We start from the raw sequence: 16,765 nt of genomic DNA on the forward strand, positions 1-16,765 counted from the left end.
AAATATGGAATGGATATATTTATTGATCGCTGGAGTTGGAGAAGTGATTGGAGTTATCGGTCTTAATAAAGTTAATATGGAGAAAAGCATTACTTCTTTAGGATTCTTAATTGGTGGTTTTATCGTTAGTTTTATATTTTTATCATTAGCAATGGATACTATCCCAATGAGCACTGCATATGCCGTATGGACTGGAATGGGAACAGTGGGGAGTACATTAGTAGGTATGTTTGTATATGGTGAATCGAAGGATTGGCGTAGAATTCTCTTTATTAGTATGGTTCTATCGGCAGTGGTTGGATTGAAGTTAATCTCATAACAAGGTAAGTGTCAAAACAACCACTCCGATGGAAACTGTAATGGAGCTAACAACATAAGACAAGGCAGTTCGGTATTTTTTATCAACTAGCAATTGAATGGTTTCATTTCCAAACGTGGAGAACGTTGTATACGCACCACAAAAACCGACTCCCGCAAAAAGCCAAAATCCATCAGAGATCTCTTCTGCATGATAAAAGAAAAATAGAAAACCAAGGATAGTAGAACCAGTTATATTGGCAATCCAAGTACCTACAAAATGCTTGTTTGTTTTCGTAGCAATGTAAAATCGGAGGATACTACCTAAAAATCCTCCTATTGCTACAAATAAAAAACTCATGAAGTTGCCCTCCTTTTACTAGGAGCTATTCTAAATCCAACATAACAAAGTGCCAGTCCACCTAATATATTACTTGTCATATAAATTATAGCTAATAGTATACTAGTCTGCCATGTTGTTATCGTTTCCACTGCGAAGGTTGAAAACGTGGTAAACGAACCAATTACTCCTGTAGTAAGAGCAGTAAATAATTGTGGAGGCAGTACATCTTTAATTACGTAATGGTTTAGAAGATAACTTAATAGAAAACAGCCAATTAAATTCGTGATTAATGTTGCATATGGAAATACTGTTTCTTCCGCAATAAATAACGCAATACTGTATCTAGAGATTGCACCAATCATACCACCTAATCCAACTGCTAGTACTAATTTCGGGTTCATGCTGATTGACAGTTTGGACAGAGACCATAGATTTCAAATTTATGGTCTTCGATTGTATAATTCTTTAATGTTTTCTGCACTTCATTCATTGGACAAACTTCAATCTCCTTCGTTTTTCCGCAGTCTTTGCAAATGAAATGGTGATGATGGTGGTGGGTACAATTCATTCTAAAAAGTTTTTCCCCATTTAGTTCTGTTGTTTCTAAAATACCAACCTCATTGTAGAGGTGCAGGTTTCGATAAACAGTATCAAAACTTATCCCATCATAGGTTTCTTCTAGATACTGAATTAAGTCTTTAGCAGTTCGATATCCGTCTGCTTCTGCAAAGAAACTTAGAATATCTTTCCGTTTTCCTGTTGTTTTATAACCTTGTTCTTTTAGTAGTTCGATTGCCTCTTCTATATTCATTGTCTATCCCTCACTTTTGTTTTCGATAACTAAATTTTTTTAAGCCAATGGAAAGCAATAATATAACTATAGAAACCATAACAATCGTACCCCCTGGTGGGATACTTAAATAATAACCTGTTATTAATCCAATAATAACAGCTAACTCACCAAAAACAATAGAAAGAAACATCATTTGCTTAAATCCTTTTGCTAATCGCATACTTGCGGCCACTGGTAAAGTCATTAATGCAGACACAAGAAGTACGCCAACAATACGGATCGAAGCTGCAATTACCAACGCAGTTAAAATAATAAATAAGAAGTGTATGCGCTTTGCATGTATCCCGGATACGGTTGCATGCTCTTCATCGAATGATAGAGTGAAGAGTTCTTTGTAAAATAATGTAATGATGATAGCAATAAAAATGGATATACCTAAAATAGATAGAAAGTCATTCTTACTAACCGCAGATACTGATCCAAATAAATAATTAAATAATTCTGTATTAAACCCGTCTGCCAAAGCAATAAATATAACACTTAACCCCACCCCACCTGATAAAATAATGGGGATCGCAATTTCTTGATACGCTTTATAAACTCCGCGCAATTTTTCAATAAAAATAGATCCAATAACCGAAAATGCCATACCACTATATAGTGGTGTAATAAAAGCAATGGCAAACTTTTTTTCGAGAAATAATCCAAATGCAATACCTGCTAAAGTAACGTGGGATAATGCATCTGCAATTAATGAAAGTCTTCGAACAACAATAAACGTACCTAGAAGCGGTGCAATTACACCAATTAATATTCCTGTTAAAAAGGTATGCCTTAAAAAATCAAATTCCAAAAAATCAGCTAGCATGTTTAATCCTCCAATGAATTAGTGGTCGTGTGTAACAAGATTTACAGGGTGACCATAAACTTTCGATAAATCGTTTTCTGTTAATGCAAGATACTCTTTTGGATCGCCATGAAAATGAAGGGATTTGTTTAAACAAGCAATATTCGTTGCGTATTCTGTCATCGTTCCTGTGTCATGGGTAACTAAGAGTAAAGTAATTTGTTGCTGTGTATTTAATTGATGTAATAGCTCATAAAATCGTTGTACATTTTCATAATCGACACCTACAGTAGGTTCGTCCAATATTAATAATTCTGGATCACTTACAAGGGCACGAGCAATAAATACTCGTTGTTGTTGACCACCAGATAAATTCCCAACATTCTCATACGTATATTCTCGCATACCTACAAGATCGATTGCATGTAATATTTTTGCTTTATGCTTAGAATTGAAAAATTTGAAATAACCTACTTTCGCAGTTAAACCCATGGAAACTACTTCATAAACAGTAGCTGGAAAACCTTTATTAAATGAATTTGATTTTTGGGAAACAAATCCAATTTTATTCCATGCTTTAAATTTTTCAATCGGCTCATTAAATAGTGTTATCGAACCTTGATCCGGCTTCATTAGCCCAAGAATAAGCTTGATTAAAGTAGTTTTCCCTCCACCGTTTGGACCAATTAGCCCCATAAATGACCCACGAGGAAGGACAAAGTTGATATTATCTAGAACTTGCTTTTGTTCATATGTGTAACCAATTTTTTTCATTGCAATGATAGGTTCAGTCATATCGTTATTATTCCTTTCTGTCAGTTTGTGGCTTTATCAAGTACTTCCAAATTCTGTTCCATAAGAGATAAGTAGTCCTCATTCGATTCCATATCATTCTCCATTAAAACTGCTAAATTATGAATGATCAGTTCCTTCATATGAAGATGATCTTGAATGATTTCGGACACGCGATTGGAACTATTTTGCTCAAAGATGATATATTCAAGATTGTTTTCTTCTGCTTCTTCGATTATTTCCGTTAACTCCTTTTGTGACGGTACATTGCCAGAGGATAATCCGTGGATAGATAGTTGCTCTAACCCATAACGTTCCTCCCAATATCCGAATGCTGCATGAGATACAAGCAGTTTTTTATTTGTTTTCTGTTGCAATGTTTGACGATATAGGTCGTCAAGTTCTATTAATTCATTTTGCAAGGTAGTAAAGTTCTCCTTGTATTTAGATGCTTTATTAGGATTTAAATCAGATAATATATTTAGTACTAATTCGGACATGTCTAGCATGCGTAAAGGGTCGAGCCAAATATGTGGATCGTGATCACTGTGGCTATGACCTTCATGATTTTCGTTCTCTTGTTCTGTTTCATCATGTTCCACTAGTTCCGAGTGGAATAAATCTTCGTCTGTCCCAAGTTCTACGATTGAAATATCTTGTGATGCAAGCGCACTAGCCATATTTTCAGCAAATCCTTCCATCCCTGCTCCAAGGTAAATAAATGCATCACTTCTTGCTACTTCCGTCATTGTTTTTGATGTAGGCTCATACGTATGCGCATCAACTCCTGGTGGGTAAACTGTTTTAACAGTAACGGATTCACCACCAATACGCTCCACAGCGAATTGTATAGGGTAAATGGTTGTATAAATCGTAAGGTCTGCATCGGAATTTGGAGATTGATCTGTTGATGTACAGCCGATAGTAAGTGTTGCTATTAAAGAAATAATTAAAACGCTCATTATGTTTTTCATCGTTGTTACCCTTTCCAGAATATAATTCATTTCATCATATATATTATCGTAATGATTACGATCTGTAAATAAGAATGATTACGATTAAGCTGATAACAGAATTAGTTTTACTATAATGTTCATTAATTTGCCACCATTAATCAGAACATATTCGATATCATAGATGATAGGAAGTAAATAAAGGAGAAATCGTGGAGTTAGATAGTATGGGTTTTGGTTGTAATATTTGTATTGAAATTGCGGAGACCGCTGTGGCAAAATATGAAGCTGGAGAATCGCTTCTAGACATACGTAACTTTATTGATAAGACTTATAGTGGAAGTGGTGTTGGACCAACGCCAACTCCAATGCCTAAAGGGGAATAGAATATCGTGTGTTCAAGATACAAAAGAAGTGATTGCCAAGGTTTCGCTTCTTTTGTATCCAAAATTTCAAAAAAATATAATTTATTTTTATTGCGAAATATTAGAATATATTTTATAGTAGAGTATAGATGGACGGATAGGAACTGTCTTTTATTTTTTAGCAAAAAATGAATGAGTATTCATTCAAAAACTGATTGGGGGATAAAATATGAAGCGAACAATCAAGCGTGCTGCGGTATTGGGTTCCGGTGTAATGGGATCTGGAATTGCCGCTCACTTAGCTAACGTAGGAATACCAACAATTATGCTTGATATTGTGCCGCGTGAGCTAACCAAGGATGAAGAACAAAAAGGGTTAACACTTGATGATAAGGTAGTGCGTAATCGTATCGCTACACAAAGTAAACTTGCATTACTTAAACAAAAGCCATCTCCAATTACAACGAAGGAAAGCCTCGATTTAATTGAGGTTGGAAATATGGATGACGATATGGAGAAATTGGCAGAAGTAGATTGGATCATTGAGGTTGTAGTTGAGAAATTATCGATTAAGAAATCAGTATTTGCTAATGTTGACAAATACCGAAAACAAGGTGCAATCGTAAGCTCTAATACATCAGGAATATCAGTAGAAGAAATGTCGGAGGATTGTTCCGAAGATTTTCGTAAACATTTTCTAGGGACACATTTTTTCAATCCGCCACGGTACTTAAAGCTACTTGAAGTGATACCAACTAAGGATACAGCCCCAGAGGTATTAGACTTTGTTAAAACGTTTGGTGAAAATGTTCTAGGTAAGGGTGTTGTGGAAGCAAAAGATACACCTAACTTTATCGCTAACCGTATCGGAACGTATGGTTTGCTAGTGACATTAAGAGAAATGGTTGAAGGCGGTTATAGTGTTGGGGAAGTTGATTCTGTGACAGGTCCTATGATTGGCCGACCAAAGAGTGCTACATTTCGAACATTAGATGTTGTTGGCCTAGACACATTTATTCATGTAGCAAAAAATGTCTATGGTCAAGTAGAAGGGGAAGAGAAGAAAGTCTTTGATGTACCTGATTTTATGCTGAAAATGCAAGAAAATGGCTGGTTGGGTGCTAAAAGTGGTCAAGGATTTTTCCTTAAGAAAAAAGGGAAAGATGGCAGTACCATTTATGAATTAAACCCGCAAACATTGGAATATGAGGATCGAAAAAAGCTAAAAACAGCTGCGACAGAAATGGCGAAACAAGAAAAAGGTTCTCGTAGAAAATTGAAAGCGCTTGTATCCGCCAAAGGGGATCGAGCAGGAGACTTGATTTGGTCTATCATAAAACCAGCGTTACTCTATTCAGCCGAGTTAACTGGTGAGATAGCTGATGATATCTTATCCATTGATCAAGCAATGAAGTGGGGGTTTGGCTGGGAGATCGGCCCTTTTGAAACATGGGATGCAATTGGCTTACGAAAATCAGTAGAACGTATGCAAGAAGAAGGGGAGATCGTACCAGAATGGGTATTAAACCTGTTAGAACAAGGGCATGAATCCTTTTATAAAACAGAAGATGGGAACGTGTTTTACTACGATAATGGAGAATATAAGCAACAGGACTTTAATCCAAAAGAAATAAATCTTAAGCGTCTGAAAGATGTAAATGGGGTAATTAAGAAAAATACCAGCGCTAGTTTAATAGATTTAGGGGATGGCGTCGCAGGACTAGAATTCCATTCACAAAGCAATGCGATTGGTCTAGATATTATTCAAATGGTTAACTTTGCTATTGAGGAAGTAGGCAAGAATTATGAAGGACTTGTGATAGGTAACCAAGGCAAGAACTTCTGTGTGGGCGCAAACCTTGCGATGATGCTAATGGAAGCTCAAGATGATAATTTCTTTGAGCTAGACATGGTTGTACGTCAATTCCAAAACATGGCGATGAATATTAAGTACGCTGACAAACCAGTTGTTACTGCCCCATTTAACATGACTTTGGGTGGAGGTGCGGAGGTTTCCCTTCCAGCCGCGGCAATACAAGCTTCAGCAGAAACGTATATGGGGCTTGTCGAAGTTGGTGTTGGTTTGATTCCTGGTGGTGGTGGAACGAAGGAACTTTATCTAAAAGAACTTCGTAATTTACCAAAGGGTATTAACTTTGATTTAACGAAAGTAGCCAACGATGTATTCGAAAAAGTCGCAATGGCAAAAGTATCAACATCTGCTGCGGAAGCAAGAGAAAATGGATTTTTAGATCGCAATGATCGTATAAGTGTGAATCCTGATCATCTTATCCATGATGCAAAAGAAAGAGTACTAGAATTAGCTAAGGATGGATATCAAGCTCCGAAACGAGAAAAAATTCCAGTAGTTGGTGAGGCAGGTTATGCCGCAATGGTTCTAGGTGCAAAAACACTACAATTTGGTGGCTATGCATCTGACCATGATGTGAAAATTGCGGAGAAATTAGCATATGTTTTATCAGGTGGTCGTATTAAAGAAGGAACGTTAATTGATGAACAAGTAATGCTCGATTTAGAGCGTGAGGCATTCTTAAGTTTAATTGGTGAACCAAAAACACAGGCTAGAATGCAACACATGCTCATAAAAGGAAAAGCCTTACGTAACTAAACAAGAGGGGGAGTAAATGTGAAAGAAGCAGTTATTGTTGCAGGAGCAAGGACCCCTGTAGGAAGAGCCAAAAAAGGAACGCTAGCAAATACTCGTCCAGATGATTTAGCAGCGTTAACGATAAAAGAAACGTTAAAACGTGCAGGGAATTATAATGGAAATATTGATGACGTAATTATCGGATGTGCCATTCCGGAGGCGGAACAAGGAATGAATATGGCTCGAAACATTGCAGGTCTTTCTGGATTAAGAAACGATGTACCTGGAATTACAATCAATCGTTACTGTTCTTCTGGCTTACAAAGTATAGCCTATGCATCAGAACGAATAATGCTAGGTGCGAGTGACACGATTATTGCTGGCGGCGCTGAATCGATGAGTTTAGTACCGATGCCAGGTCATGTTATTAAACCGAATCCAACCCTAGTTCAAGATGCACCAGGGTATTATATGGGGATGGGACATACAGCAGAAGAAGTAGCAAATCGTTTTCAAATCTCACGTGAAGATCAAGACGCTTTTGCTGTTCAAAGCCATGAACGTGCAGCTAAAGCAATTCAGGAAGGTAAATTTAAAGATGAAATAGTACCAGTAGAAGTAACAGAGCGAGTAATAGGTAAAAACAATAAGGTAGAAGAAAAAACAGTGATATTTGATACGGATGAAGGAGTGCGTCCTGGAACATCGATGGAAGCACTTGCGAAGCTTCGCCCTGCATTTCATGTAAAGGGATCTGTTACTGCAGGAAATTCATCACAAATGAGTGATGGTGCTGCATCTGTATTAGTCATGGAACGTGAGAAAGCAGAAGCGGAAGGATTAATTCCATTAGTAAAGTTCCGTTCATTTGCTGTCGCAGGTGTGGAACCAGAAATAATGGGTGTTGGTCCAGTTGAAGCAATACCAAAAGCATTAAAAATAGCAGGTTTAGAAGTTTCCGATATTGGTTTATTTGAGCTCAATGAAGCATTTGCATCTCAGTCTGTAAGAGTAATTCAAGCACTAGATTTAGATCCATCTATCGTGAATGTTAATGGTGGAGCAATTGCTCTAGGGCATCCGCTTGGTATGACAGGTACCAAGCTTACATTAAGTCTTGCACATGAAATGAAACGTCAGAATGTCCAATTTGGAGTTGTTACGATGTGTATTGGTGGGGGAATGGGTGCAGCAGGAGTATTTGAACTCTTGTAAGCTTTGAAACTATAAGTATTGTAATACGTAATGTTTCTAGATAATCATTTTTCATAAAGGGAGGAAGAAAGTATGAGCGAAACGAAAGAAAAGATTTTTAAAGGTGGCGCATTTCTAGTTGAAGAATTACATGGTGAAGATGTGATTACACCAGAAGACTTTTCTGATGAACATCAAATGATTGCAAAAACAACAGAGGAATTCGTTGCCGGTGAAGTATTACCTTTAGTTGATAAATTAGAAAATCATGAATTTGAACATTCCGTAGAATTATTGAAAAAAGCAGGGGAGTTAGGATTATTAGGTGCCGATGTACCTGAAGAATATGGTGGACTTGGCTTAGATAAAATCAGTTCATCATTAATAACAGAAAAGTTTTCCCGTGCTGGTGGATTCTCCGTCACACACGGTGCACACGTAGGAATTGGGTCTTTACCAATAGTATTCTTCGGAAATGAAGAACAAAAAGCGAAGTACTTGCCTAAACTAGCTTCTGGTGAGTTATTAGCAGCTTATGCTTTAACAGAGCCTGGCTCTGGATCTGATGCTCTAGGTGCGAAAACTACTGCCAAATTAAATGAAGCTGGAACGCATTTTATTTTAAATGGAGAAAAGCAGTGGATTACAAACTCTGCATTTGCTGATGTTTTCGTTGTATATGCCAAAATTGATGGAGAGCATTTTTCGGCATTCATAGTAGAGCGTGAATTTCCAGGTGTTTCTACTGGACCAGAAGAAAAGAAAATGGGTATCAAAAGCTCTTCTACTCGTACATTAATCTTAGAAGATGCAGAAGTACCTGTGGAAAATTTATTAGGTGAAAAAGGAAAAGGACACCGAATTGCATTTAACATCCTAAATGTTGGTCGTTATAAGTTAGCAATCGGTGGTGTTGGTGGTTCGAAGCGTGGAATAGAATTGGCAACCAAATACGTCAATGAGCGTAAACAGTTCGGTACTGCTATTTCAAGTTTTAGCCTTACTAAGGAAAAATTAGCAACGATGGCAGCAAGAACATATGCCAATGAAAGTGCGGTTTACCGTACAGTTGGTCTGTTTGAACAACGTATGGGATCAATGACAGATGAGCAGCTTGCTGATGGTCAAGAAGTTGCCAAAGCAATTGCAGAATATGCAATTGAATGTTCCATAAACAAATATACTGCAACAGAATGCTTAGACTATGTTGCAGATGAAGCCGTACAGTTACATGGTGGGTATGGATTCATGCAGGAATATGAAGTAGAACGCATGTATCGTGACTCACGTATCAACCGTATTTTTGAAGGAACAAACGAAATAAACCGCCTGTTAGTACCAGGTACACTTCTAAAGAAAGCTATGAAAGGTGAGCTTCCATTACTTCAAAAAGCACAAGGGTTGCAAGAAGAGTTAATGATGATGATGCCGGAAGAAGTTGGTACAGAACCTTTAGAGCAAGAAAAATACTTGTTAAGAAATGCAAAGAAAATGGTATTGCTTGGCGCAGGTCTAGCAGCGCAAAAATTCATGCAGAAGCTTGAAAAAGAACAGGAAATCTTAGTAAACTTAGCTGATATGGTTGCTGAAGTATATAATATGGAGTCCGTAATTTTACGTACAGAGAAGGCAATTAATAAATCTGGTTTAGATAAGAATAATCAAAAGTTACTTTATACTCAAGTTTACGTGCAAGAAGCATTTAATCGCCTTGAAGCAGACGCAAAAGAAACATTAATCGCGGTGGAAGAAGGAGATACGCTTCGTATGATGCTTTCGTCATTACGTAAACTAACACGTCATACACCTACAAACGTTATTGCCAAGAAGCGTGAAATCGCTGCGAAGATTATTGATGAAGAAAAATATGTAGTATAATAATTCCTAAAAAATCCTCTCTGTAATAATCAGAGGGGATTTTTACTTTTTAATTAGTGGAACATTTCTTATCAAATTGTTTAGGGATAATATTAATTTTATGATGATAAACCCTAATAATACGCCAAGTGTATTCAAGATTATATCATCAATATCAAAACTTCTGGATAGTATTTTAAGAAATGATAGAATTAGCTGGGTTATTTCAATTGATAACGAACAGGAGAAGCCGATCAGAAATGCTCCCATAAAGGAAAGTTTTTTGTTTAAGAATACGGCAAATAACCCGATAGGAATGAAGACGACTACATTTCCAAGTAAATTTATGATTGGTATAGCTGCATTTCCTTGGAAAGCAAAATATCTATTAATTGTCTGAAAAGGTATAAGATTCACCGATACCTCACCACTTGGATTAGCACCAGGTGATGGAAACACCGTTAAGTACACTACGCTTTCTCCATAGGCGATTAATAGAATATAGACTATTTCTTTATAATAGTTAACCCTATGTTCCTTTCTTTTTACAATGATATAGCGTATGGGCAGATAAAAAGTAAGGGATAGGATGATAATAAGTACTGGAAAACCATTTATGTATTGCATTATATACTCCTTTAGAGATAAAGAATTCTACTTCATAGTATATATTATTTTGACTATTTACACGAGCAAGGCAACATTTTTTATTGTCAAAATTGGCTTCAAACATGGTAAAATACAAGTTATAGGAGGTAGATATTATGGCATTAACATTTTATTGGTACCCAAATTGTGGAACGTGTAAAAATGCGAAGAAATGGTTTGATGAGCATAACGTTGGGTATAATAGCATACATATTGTGGAAGAAACACCAACTAAAGATGAAATTCTAAACTTAATTGAAAAAAGTGGTTTACCAGCAAAAAAGTTTTTTAATACGAGTGGAAAGAAATATCGTGAATTAAATATAAAAGAAAAAATTAAAGATGCTTCTACGGAACAAATGGCAGAAATATTGGCTTCTGATGGGATGTTAATAAAGCGACCAATCGTGACTGACGGTGAGAAAGTAACAGTTGGTTTTAAAGTAGATCAGTTTGAACAAAATTGGTCATAAGTAAGATGAAATACTAGAAATAATAGCTTGTACAATGTATAGTAAATTTGAATGAATTATTGGAGGGATTTAAGGTGAGCTTACCAAAAGATCTGTTATATTCAGAAGAACATGAATGGGTAAAAAAAGAAGGAGACAAAGTACGTATTGGTATTACTGATTTTGCTCAAGACGAACTAGGTGATATTGTATTTGTTGAGCTTCCAGAAGTAGGAGAAGAAATAGAGGCTGATGAGCCATTTGGTAGTGTTGAGTCTGTAAAAACTGTTTCTGAACTTTACGCTCCACTAAGTGGGAAAATAGTAGAAATTAATGAAGAGCTAGAAGATAGCCCAGAATTAGTGAATGAATCTCCTTATGAAAAAGCTTGGATGATTGTAATAGAACCATCCGATGAATCTGAATATGACGATTTATTATCAGCTGAGCAGTATCAAGAAGTTATTGAGGAAGACTAATAAATCGTACATACAAAGGCTGGCTCTACCTATTAAAAGGTAAAGAGTCAGCCTTATTTCACATAGACCAACTTTTAGGGGTGTATGGTAATGATGGAAGAGTGCTCAGATAAGGTTATTATTGTGGAAGGTTTAACTGATAAAAAACAGATTGAAAAGGTTATTGACGAAGAAGTAACGATTATCTGTACCAATGGAACGTTCGGTGTTGAAAGATTTGATGAACTTCTAGAGACCTATGATCTAGACCATAGAGATGTATTTATTTTGGTTGACGAGGATCAATCTGGACAAAAGTTACGTAAGCAATTATCCAATGAACTCCCCCATGCAGAACATATTCATGTAAGTAGTGAATATCGCGAGGTAGCAACAACTCCAGAAAGCTTTTTAGCTACAGTTCTAGTAAGTAAGCATATTGCGGTTAATCCACTATTTTTGATGTAGTCAGTAGGTAGGGTGATTTTTTGCAAGAAATTAATAATGAAATCTTATTACATGATAGTTATTTACTATTTATACATACCCCTTTTTGTGGTACTTGTCATTTAACGCGTTCGATGATTCATCAAATAGAGAAAATTCATCAAACAGATATATTTCATGAAATGAATGCTTCGTTATATCCACAGTTTATGTTGGAGAATCAAGTAGAAAGTGTTCCTTGTTTATTGATTAAACACAAGGAGGAAGTAGTAGAAAAAATATATGCATTTCAGTCCATTCCTAATGTTTATCAATATGTGATGAAGTATCGGCCAGAGTTGTTTGAAAAATAATTTTTTAAAATTAGTTATTGACAGTGAAATTATTGGATGCTATTATTCTATTTATAATTTAAATCGAATATAAGTAACTCTTATCTAGAGCGGTGGAGGGAAAGGCCCTGTGAACCCGCGGCAACCTTCAAACATTTTGTTTGAAACGGTGCCAATTCCTACAAAGCATATGCTTTGGAAGATGAGAGAACGTGAGATATAACTATTTACGTCTTTCTGTTCTCTTGTGCAGAAAGGCGTTTTTTTATGGTTAAAAGGACATAATAATATGAATATAATTTTTTTCATTTAGGAGGATAAGTTGTGATTTCCATAAAAGGTTTAAGCAAGGTTTTTAAGACAAATTCAGATACGATAACTGCTGTAGATCGTCTTGACCTTGATATTCAAGATGGAGATATATTTGGCGTCATCGGTTATAGTGGGGCTGGAAAAAGTACATTCGTCCGATTGTTAAATAGATTGGAAGAACCATCTGAAGGAAATATTACGATTGGTGAGAAGGAAATAACTGCGCTTAACACGAATGAACTTCGATTGGCCAGACAGGAAATCGGAATGATTTTTCAGCATTTTAATTTACTTTGGTCTCGCACAGTAAAAGATAATATTGCTTTTCCGCTTGAAATTGCAGGAATACCGAAAGTGGAACGTGAAAATAGGGTTCAAGAACTAATCAATTTGGTAGGATTATCTGGTCGAGAAAATGCTTATCCATCGCAATTGAGTGGGGGGCAAAAACAACGAGTAGGTATTGCAAGGGCACTAGCTAACAACCCTAGAGTATTGCTGTGTGATGAAGCAACATCAGCTCTTGATCCAGAAACAACAGATTCGATTTTAGATTTATTAGTAGACATTAATGAAAAGCTCGGATTAACAATTATCATGATTACCCATGAAATGCATGTCATCCGAAAGATTTGTAAGCAAGTTGCTGTTATGGAAAATGGAAAAATTGTTGAACAAGGTGATGTACTTGATGTGTTTTTAAACCCAAAACAAACAGTAACGAAAAAATTTGTTGAGCAAGTAATGGGGAATGGCACGGAAGATGATCTGGAACAATTACTAGAAACCTATAATCAAGGGAATGTTGTCCGTCTTCATTTTGTTGGAGAATCAGCAAATCAAGCATTAATTAGTCAGCTTGCAAAGCGATATCATGTAGAGCTTAATATTTTACAAGGCAAAATCACGCAAACGCAAAGAGGTGCTTATGGGACGTTAATAGTCCAAATAACAGGTGAAACAGATGAAATTGATAAAGCAAGACAATTCATAGCTGATGAAACCTCGGTAGAAGTGGAGGTTATTCGAAATGTTACATGATTCCAATATAAAGATAGATGACTTGCTGGAAGCAACATATGAAACGTTTTATATGACAATAATTGCACTGCTTGGAACTTTTATTTTTGGTATTATTCTAGGATTACTTCTATACCTGACAATGAAGGGTGGGATATGGCAAAACAAATATCTTAACTTTATAGTAGCTGCATTTGTTAATGTGTTTCGAGCTATCCCATTCATTATTTTAATTTTATTGTTGTTCCCATTTACGAACTTTCTAATTGGAACTATTCGTGGTCCAAATGCGGCTTTACCCGCATTAATTATCGGAGCAGCCCCATTTTATGGACGTCTAGTAGAAATCGCGCTACGCGAAGTAGATAAAGGTGTGGTTGAAGCGGCACAGGCTATGGGAGCCAAAACTAGAACGATTATTTTCCGTGTTCTTATACCGGAATCTATACCGGCCTTAGTATCTGGAATAACAGTTACAGCAATAGCCTTAATTGGATATACTGCGATGGCAGGTGCTATTGGAGCAGGAGGTTTAGGTAGTTATGCTTATTACTCTGGATTCCAGCGACGTGATTACGATATAGTATTTATTTGCTCTGTGATAATCGTTTTGATTGTATTTATTTTTCAATTTATTGGAGATTATAGTTCCAATAAACTAGATAAGCGTTAATACATGTGGTTAAAGGGTTAAAAGCCAGTTTTCCAAAAAAAATAATAAAGGGGACGTACAAAATGAAAAAGTTTATTGCAATTTTAGCATTATTCGTAGTTGTTACATTAGCAGCATGTGGAGGAAGCAATTCAGATGAAAATACAATTAAAGTTGGTGCATCTAGTGTTCCGCACGCCGAGATTTTAGAAGAAGCTAAAGACCTTCTTAAAGAACAAGGATATACATTAGAAATTGAACCATATGAAGACTATGTGTTACCGAATGATGATTTAGCAAGTGGGGACTTAGATGCAAACTATTTTCAACATATTCCATATCTAGAGCAAACCGTAGCAGATACAGGTTATGATTTAGACTATATTGATGGAATACATGTTGAACCAATTGGTGTTTATTCTAAAGGTATTTCTAGTCTAGACGAAATTCCAGAAGGTACAGAGGTATTATTAAGTAATTCCGTTCCTGATCATGGTCGAATTTTAGGATTGTTTGAATCAGCAGGATTAATTACATTAGATGATGAAATAAATAAAGAGGAAGCTACAATTGAAGATATCGTAGAAAACCCGAAAGGATTAGATTTTCAGCCAGACTATGATCCAGCATTCTTACCAGAATTATATGAAACGGAAGAAAATACACTTGTCGTAATCAATACAAACTATGCACTAGGTGCTGACTTAAATCCATTAGAAGATGGACTATTCATCGAGGATGAAAGTTCTCCATATGTAAATGTCATTGCCGTTCGTTCTGAAGATAAAGAGAACGAGGCAATAAATACATTAGTTGATGTATTACATTCTGAAGAAATTCAAGATTTCATTCTAGAAAAATATGAGGGAGCAGTTGTTCCTGTCGGTGGAAATAATTAAACAACGGAAAAAAATCCAGTGAATTTTTATGAATTCACTGGATTTTTTTGCAAATTTAGAGTATTTAATAGTATATGGTAGAAATCGGTTAAATGTTATTAAAATTAATCGTTATATAACATTCAAGTCGTTATATTCAATTCCATCCTAAACCAGGGGTTCAAATCAACATTGAGCTGAGTTTTGTCCGCGTGTTATGATTTATATCGTAAACAAAATGAAAGGATGGTTCACTATTAATAGTGAGATTAAGATGAATTACACTCCTGAAATGGAGAAAGCTATGCAACAATCACATCAGATTTGTTATGCAGAGTACAGTAGGAAATTGGAAATGAGAATGGCTGTAGAAAAGAGACGTCATGAAGAATATGAAAAATGTAAACATATGATCGCTGAACTTGATAATCAACTTCATAAATAATATAAAGGTATGGCTGATGTTCTATTATGGAGCATCAGTTTTTTTGATGTAGAAAACCCCCATAATGAAGTTTCACTTTACATATGGTTACATATACGTTTTTTAGTGTTACTATTAATATAGAAGAAACTAGGTTTGTATAAATTAATTTAATATCGACAATTACAGCCTAAAAATGTTGATTATACATTCGAAATGCTTTAAGATTGTAATGAGAATAAATTGAGAATGGATGTAATTCAATCCTACATCAATAATAATAAAACAAGTATTTGGAGGTATCGATATGGCAGGATCAACACTAGAAATTAAAAATCTTCATGTTTCAATTGAAGGTAAAGAGATATTAAAAGGTGTAGACTTAACAATAAATGGTGGCGAGTTCCATGCAGTAATGGGACCAAACGGTACAGGGAAGTCCACTTTAGCTTCAGCAATTATGGGGCATCCTAAATATGAAATCACAGAAGGAAGTGTTCTTCTTGATGGTGAAGATGTATTAGAAATGGAAGTTGACGAGCGTGCTCGTGCTGGCCTTTTCTTAGGGATGCAGTATCCAAGTGAAATCAGCGGAGTAACTACTTCTGATTTTCTACGTTCATCAATTAATGCTCGTCGTGAGGAAGGCGATGAAATTCCGTTAATGAAATTCATTAAAGAAATGGATAATGCATTAGATTATTTAGAAATTGATAAAAACATGGCACAACGTTACTTAAATGAAGGTTTCTCAGGTGGAGAGAAAAAGCGGAACGAAATCCTTCAATTAATGTTATTAAAACCTGAAATTGCAATTTTGGATGAAATTGATTCAGGATTAGATATTGACGCATTAAAAGTTGTTTCAAAAGGAATCAATAAACTACGTGATGAAAACTTTGGATGCTTAATTATTACTCACTACCAACGCTTGCTAAACTACATAACTCCAGATAAGGTTCATGTAATGATGCAAGGCCGTGTAGTTAAATCTGGTGGACCAGAACTTGCTCATCGTTTAGAAGCAGAAGGTTATGACTGGATTAAAGAAGAATTAGGTATTGAAGACGAAACTGTTGGGCAAAACGCGTAA

21 protein-coding genes and 1 riboswitch are annotated in these 16,765 nt (G+C 35.9%); of the genes, 14 read left to right on the top strand and 7 right to left on the bottom strand.

Annotation, left to right across the window (positions count from 1 at the left end; genetic code table 11):
• Positions 1–4: 4 nt before the first annotated feature.
• The gene (locus ACFSTA_RS15650; RefSeq protein WP_377557732.1) at positions 5–319 is read left to right on the top strand and encodes a DMT family transporter; all 315 of its coding nucleotides are present in this window, start codon (positions 5–7) and stop codon (positions 317–319) included.
• Here the strand turns inward: ACFSTA_RS15650 and crcB (ACFSTA_RS15655) are convergent.
• The 6 genes from crcB (ACFSTA_RS15655) to ACFSTA_RS15680 are packed head-to-tail and all read right to left on the bottom strand — an operon-like array spanning position 314 to position 4,046.
• The gene (gene crcB, locus ACFSTA_RS15655; RefSeq protein ID WP_377557734.1) at positions 314–658 is read right to left on the bottom strand and encodes a fluoride efflux transporter CrcB; all 345 of its coding nucleotides are present in this window, start codon (positions 656–658) and stop codon (positions 314–316) included. The genes ACFSTA_RS15650 and crcB (ACFSTA_RS15655) overlap by 6 nt on opposite strands.
• Complete coding sequence (gene crcB / locus ACFSTA_RS15660; protein WP_377557735.1) at positions 655–1,041, bottom strand: fluoride efflux transporter CrcB; 387 nt, start codon at positions 1,039–1,041, stop codon at positions 655–657. Before crcB (ACFSTA_RS15660) ends, crcB (ACFSTA_RS15655) begins: the two co-directional genes overlap by 4 nt.
• On the bottom strand, positions 1,038–1,451 hold the full coding sequence (locus ACFSTA_RS15665; protein WP_377557736.1) for a Fur family transcriptional regulator: 414 nt from the start codon (positions 1,449–1,451) through the stop codon (positions 1,038–1,040). The genes crcB (ACFSTA_RS15660) and ACFSTA_RS15665 overlap by 4 nt, the downstream gene beginning before the upstream one ends.
• A gap of 10 nt (positions 1,452–1,461) precedes the next feature.
• Positions 1,462–2,301: a metal ABC transporter permease gene (locus ACFSTA_RS15670; RefSeq protein ID WP_377557737.1), complete on the bottom strand. Its 840-nt coding sequence runs from the start codon at positions 2,299–2,301 to the stop codon at positions 1,462–1,464.
• Between the two features lie 18 nt (positions 2,302–2,319).
• Positions 2,320–3,075 carry a metal ABC transporter ATP-binding protein gene (locus tag ACFSTA_RS15675; protein ID WP_377557738.1) on the bottom strand — a complete coding sequence of 252 codons (756 nt, stop codon included), beginning with the start codon at positions 3,073–3,075 and terminating at the stop codon, positions 2,320–2,322.
• A 20-nt stretch (positions 3,076–3,095) separates the two neighbouring features.
• On the bottom strand, positions 3,096–4,046 hold the full coding sequence (locus tag ACFSTA_RS15680; RefSeq protein WP_377557739.1) for a metal ABC transporter solute-binding protein, Zn/Mn family: 951 nt from the start codon (positions 4,044–4,046) through the stop codon (positions 3,096–3,098).
• 191 nt (positions 4,047–4,237) lie between these two features.
• Here ACFSTA_RS15680 and ACFSTA_RS15685 point away from each other — a divergent pair, with 191 nt between their 5' ends.
• From ACFSTA_RS15685 to ACFSTA_RS15700, 4 genes are all read left to right on the top strand, one after another.
• Entirely contained in the window at positions 4,238–4,411 is a 174-nt protein-coding gene (locus tag ACFSTA_RS15685; RefSeq protein WP_377557740.1) for a PCYCGC motif-containing (lipo)protein, read from the top strand.
• A 208-nt stretch (positions 4,412–4,619) separates the two neighbouring features.
• Positions 4,620–7,019: a 3-hydroxyacyl-CoA dehydrogenase/enoyl-CoA hydratase family protein gene (locus tag ACFSTA_RS15690; RefSeq protein WP_377557741.1), complete on the top strand. Its 2,400-nt coding sequence runs from the start codon at positions 4,620–4,622 to the stop codon at positions 7,017–7,019.
• An 18-nt stretch (positions 7,020–7,037) separates the two neighbouring features.
• Positions 7,038–8,213, top strand: a complete 1,176-nt coding sequence (locus ACFSTA_RS15695; RefSeq protein WP_377557742.1) for an acetyl-CoA C-acetyltransferase — start codon at positions 7,038–7,040, stop codon at positions 8,211–8,213.
• A 72-nt stretch (positions 8,214–8,285) separates the two neighbouring features.
• Complete coding sequence (locus ACFSTA_RS15700) at positions 8,286–10,070, top strand: acyl-CoA dehydrogenase family protein (RefSeq protein WP_377557743.1); 1,785 nt, start codon at positions 8,286–8,288, stop codon at positions 10,068–10,070.
• 42 nt (positions 10,071–10,112) lie between these two features.
• Here the strand turns inward: ACFSTA_RS15700 and ACFSTA_RS15705 are convergent, their stop codons facing one another.
• A complete protein-coding gene (locus ACFSTA_RS15705) occupies positions 10,113–10,676 on the bottom strand; it encodes a VanZ family protein (RefSeq protein ID WP_377557744.1) in 564 nt (187 codons plus the stop codon).
• A gap of 137 nt (positions 10,677–10,813) precedes the next feature.
• Between ACFSTA_RS15705 and ACFSTA_RS15710 the strand changes: the two genes are divergently transcribed.
• The 9 genes from ACFSTA_RS15710 to sufC all read left to right on the top strand — a co-directional run bounded on the left by ACFSTA_RS15710 (position 10,814) and on the right by sufC (position 16,765).
• Complete coding sequence (locus tag ACFSTA_RS15710) at positions 10,814–11,170, top strand: arsenate reductase family protein (protein WP_377557745.1); 357 nt, start codon at positions 10,814–10,816, stop codon at positions 11,168–11,170.
• A gap of 74 nt (positions 11,171–11,244) precedes the next feature.
• Positions 11,245–11,628, top strand: a complete 384-nt coding sequence (gcvH, locus tag ACFSTA_RS15715) for a glycine cleavage system protein GcvH (RefSeq protein WP_377557746.1) — start codon at positions 11,245–11,247, stop codon at positions 11,626–11,628.
• Between the two features lie 93 nt (positions 11,629–11,721).
• Entirely contained in the window at positions 11,722–12,075 is a 354-nt protein-coding gene (locus ACFSTA_RS15720) for a toprim domain-containing protein (RefSeq protein WP_377557813.1), read from the top strand.
• A gap of 20 nt (positions 12,076–12,095) precedes the next feature.
• Positions 12,096–12,407 carry a thioredoxin family protein gene (locus ACFSTA_RS15725; RefSeq protein WP_377557747.1) on the top strand — a complete coding sequence of 104 codons (312 nt, stop codon included), beginning with the start codon at positions 12,096–12,098 and terminating at the stop codon, positions 12,405–12,407.
• 77 nt (positions 12,408–12,484) lie between these two features.
• Positions 12,485–12,595: riboswitch (SAM riboswitch) on the top strand.
• A gap of 115 nt (positions 12,596–12,710) precedes the next feature.
• A complete protein-coding gene (locus tag ACFSTA_RS15730; protein ID WP_377557748.1) occupies positions 12,711–13,739 on the top strand; it encodes a methionine ABC transporter ATP-binding protein in 1,029 nt (342 codons plus the stop codon).
• Positions 13,729–14,391 (top strand): methionine ABC transporter permease, encoded by a 663-nt coding sequence (locus tag ACFSTA_RS15735; protein ID WP_377557749.1) that lies wholly within the window; start codon positions 13,729–13,731, stop codon positions 14,389–14,391. The genes ACFSTA_RS15730 and ACFSTA_RS15735 overlap by 11 nt, the downstream gene beginning before the upstream one ends.
• A 62-nt stretch (positions 14,392–14,453) precedes the next feature.
• Positions 14,454–15,269, top strand: a complete 816-nt coding sequence (locus ACFSTA_RS15740; RefSeq protein ID WP_377557750.1) for a MetQ/NlpA family ABC transporter substrate-binding protein — start codon at positions 14,454–14,456, stop codon at positions 15,267–15,269.
• 283 nt (positions 15,270–15,552) lie between these two features.
• A complete protein-coding gene (locus ACFSTA_RS15745; protein WP_377557751.1) occupies positions 15,553–15,693 on the top strand; it encodes a hypothetical protein in 141 nt (46 codons plus the stop codon).
• 286 nt (positions 15,694–15,979) lie between these two features.
• Entirely contained in the window at positions 15,980–16,765 is a 786-nt protein-coding gene (sufC, locus tag ACFSTA_RS15750; RefSeq protein ID WP_377557752.1) for a Fe-S cluster assembly ATPase SufC, read from the top strand.

This window comes from Ornithinibacillus salinisoli, assembly GCF_042684965.1.
Taxonomy (GTDB): Bacteria; Bacillota; Bacilli; order Bacillales; family Amphibacillaceae; genus Ornithinibacillus; species Ornithinibacillus salinisoli.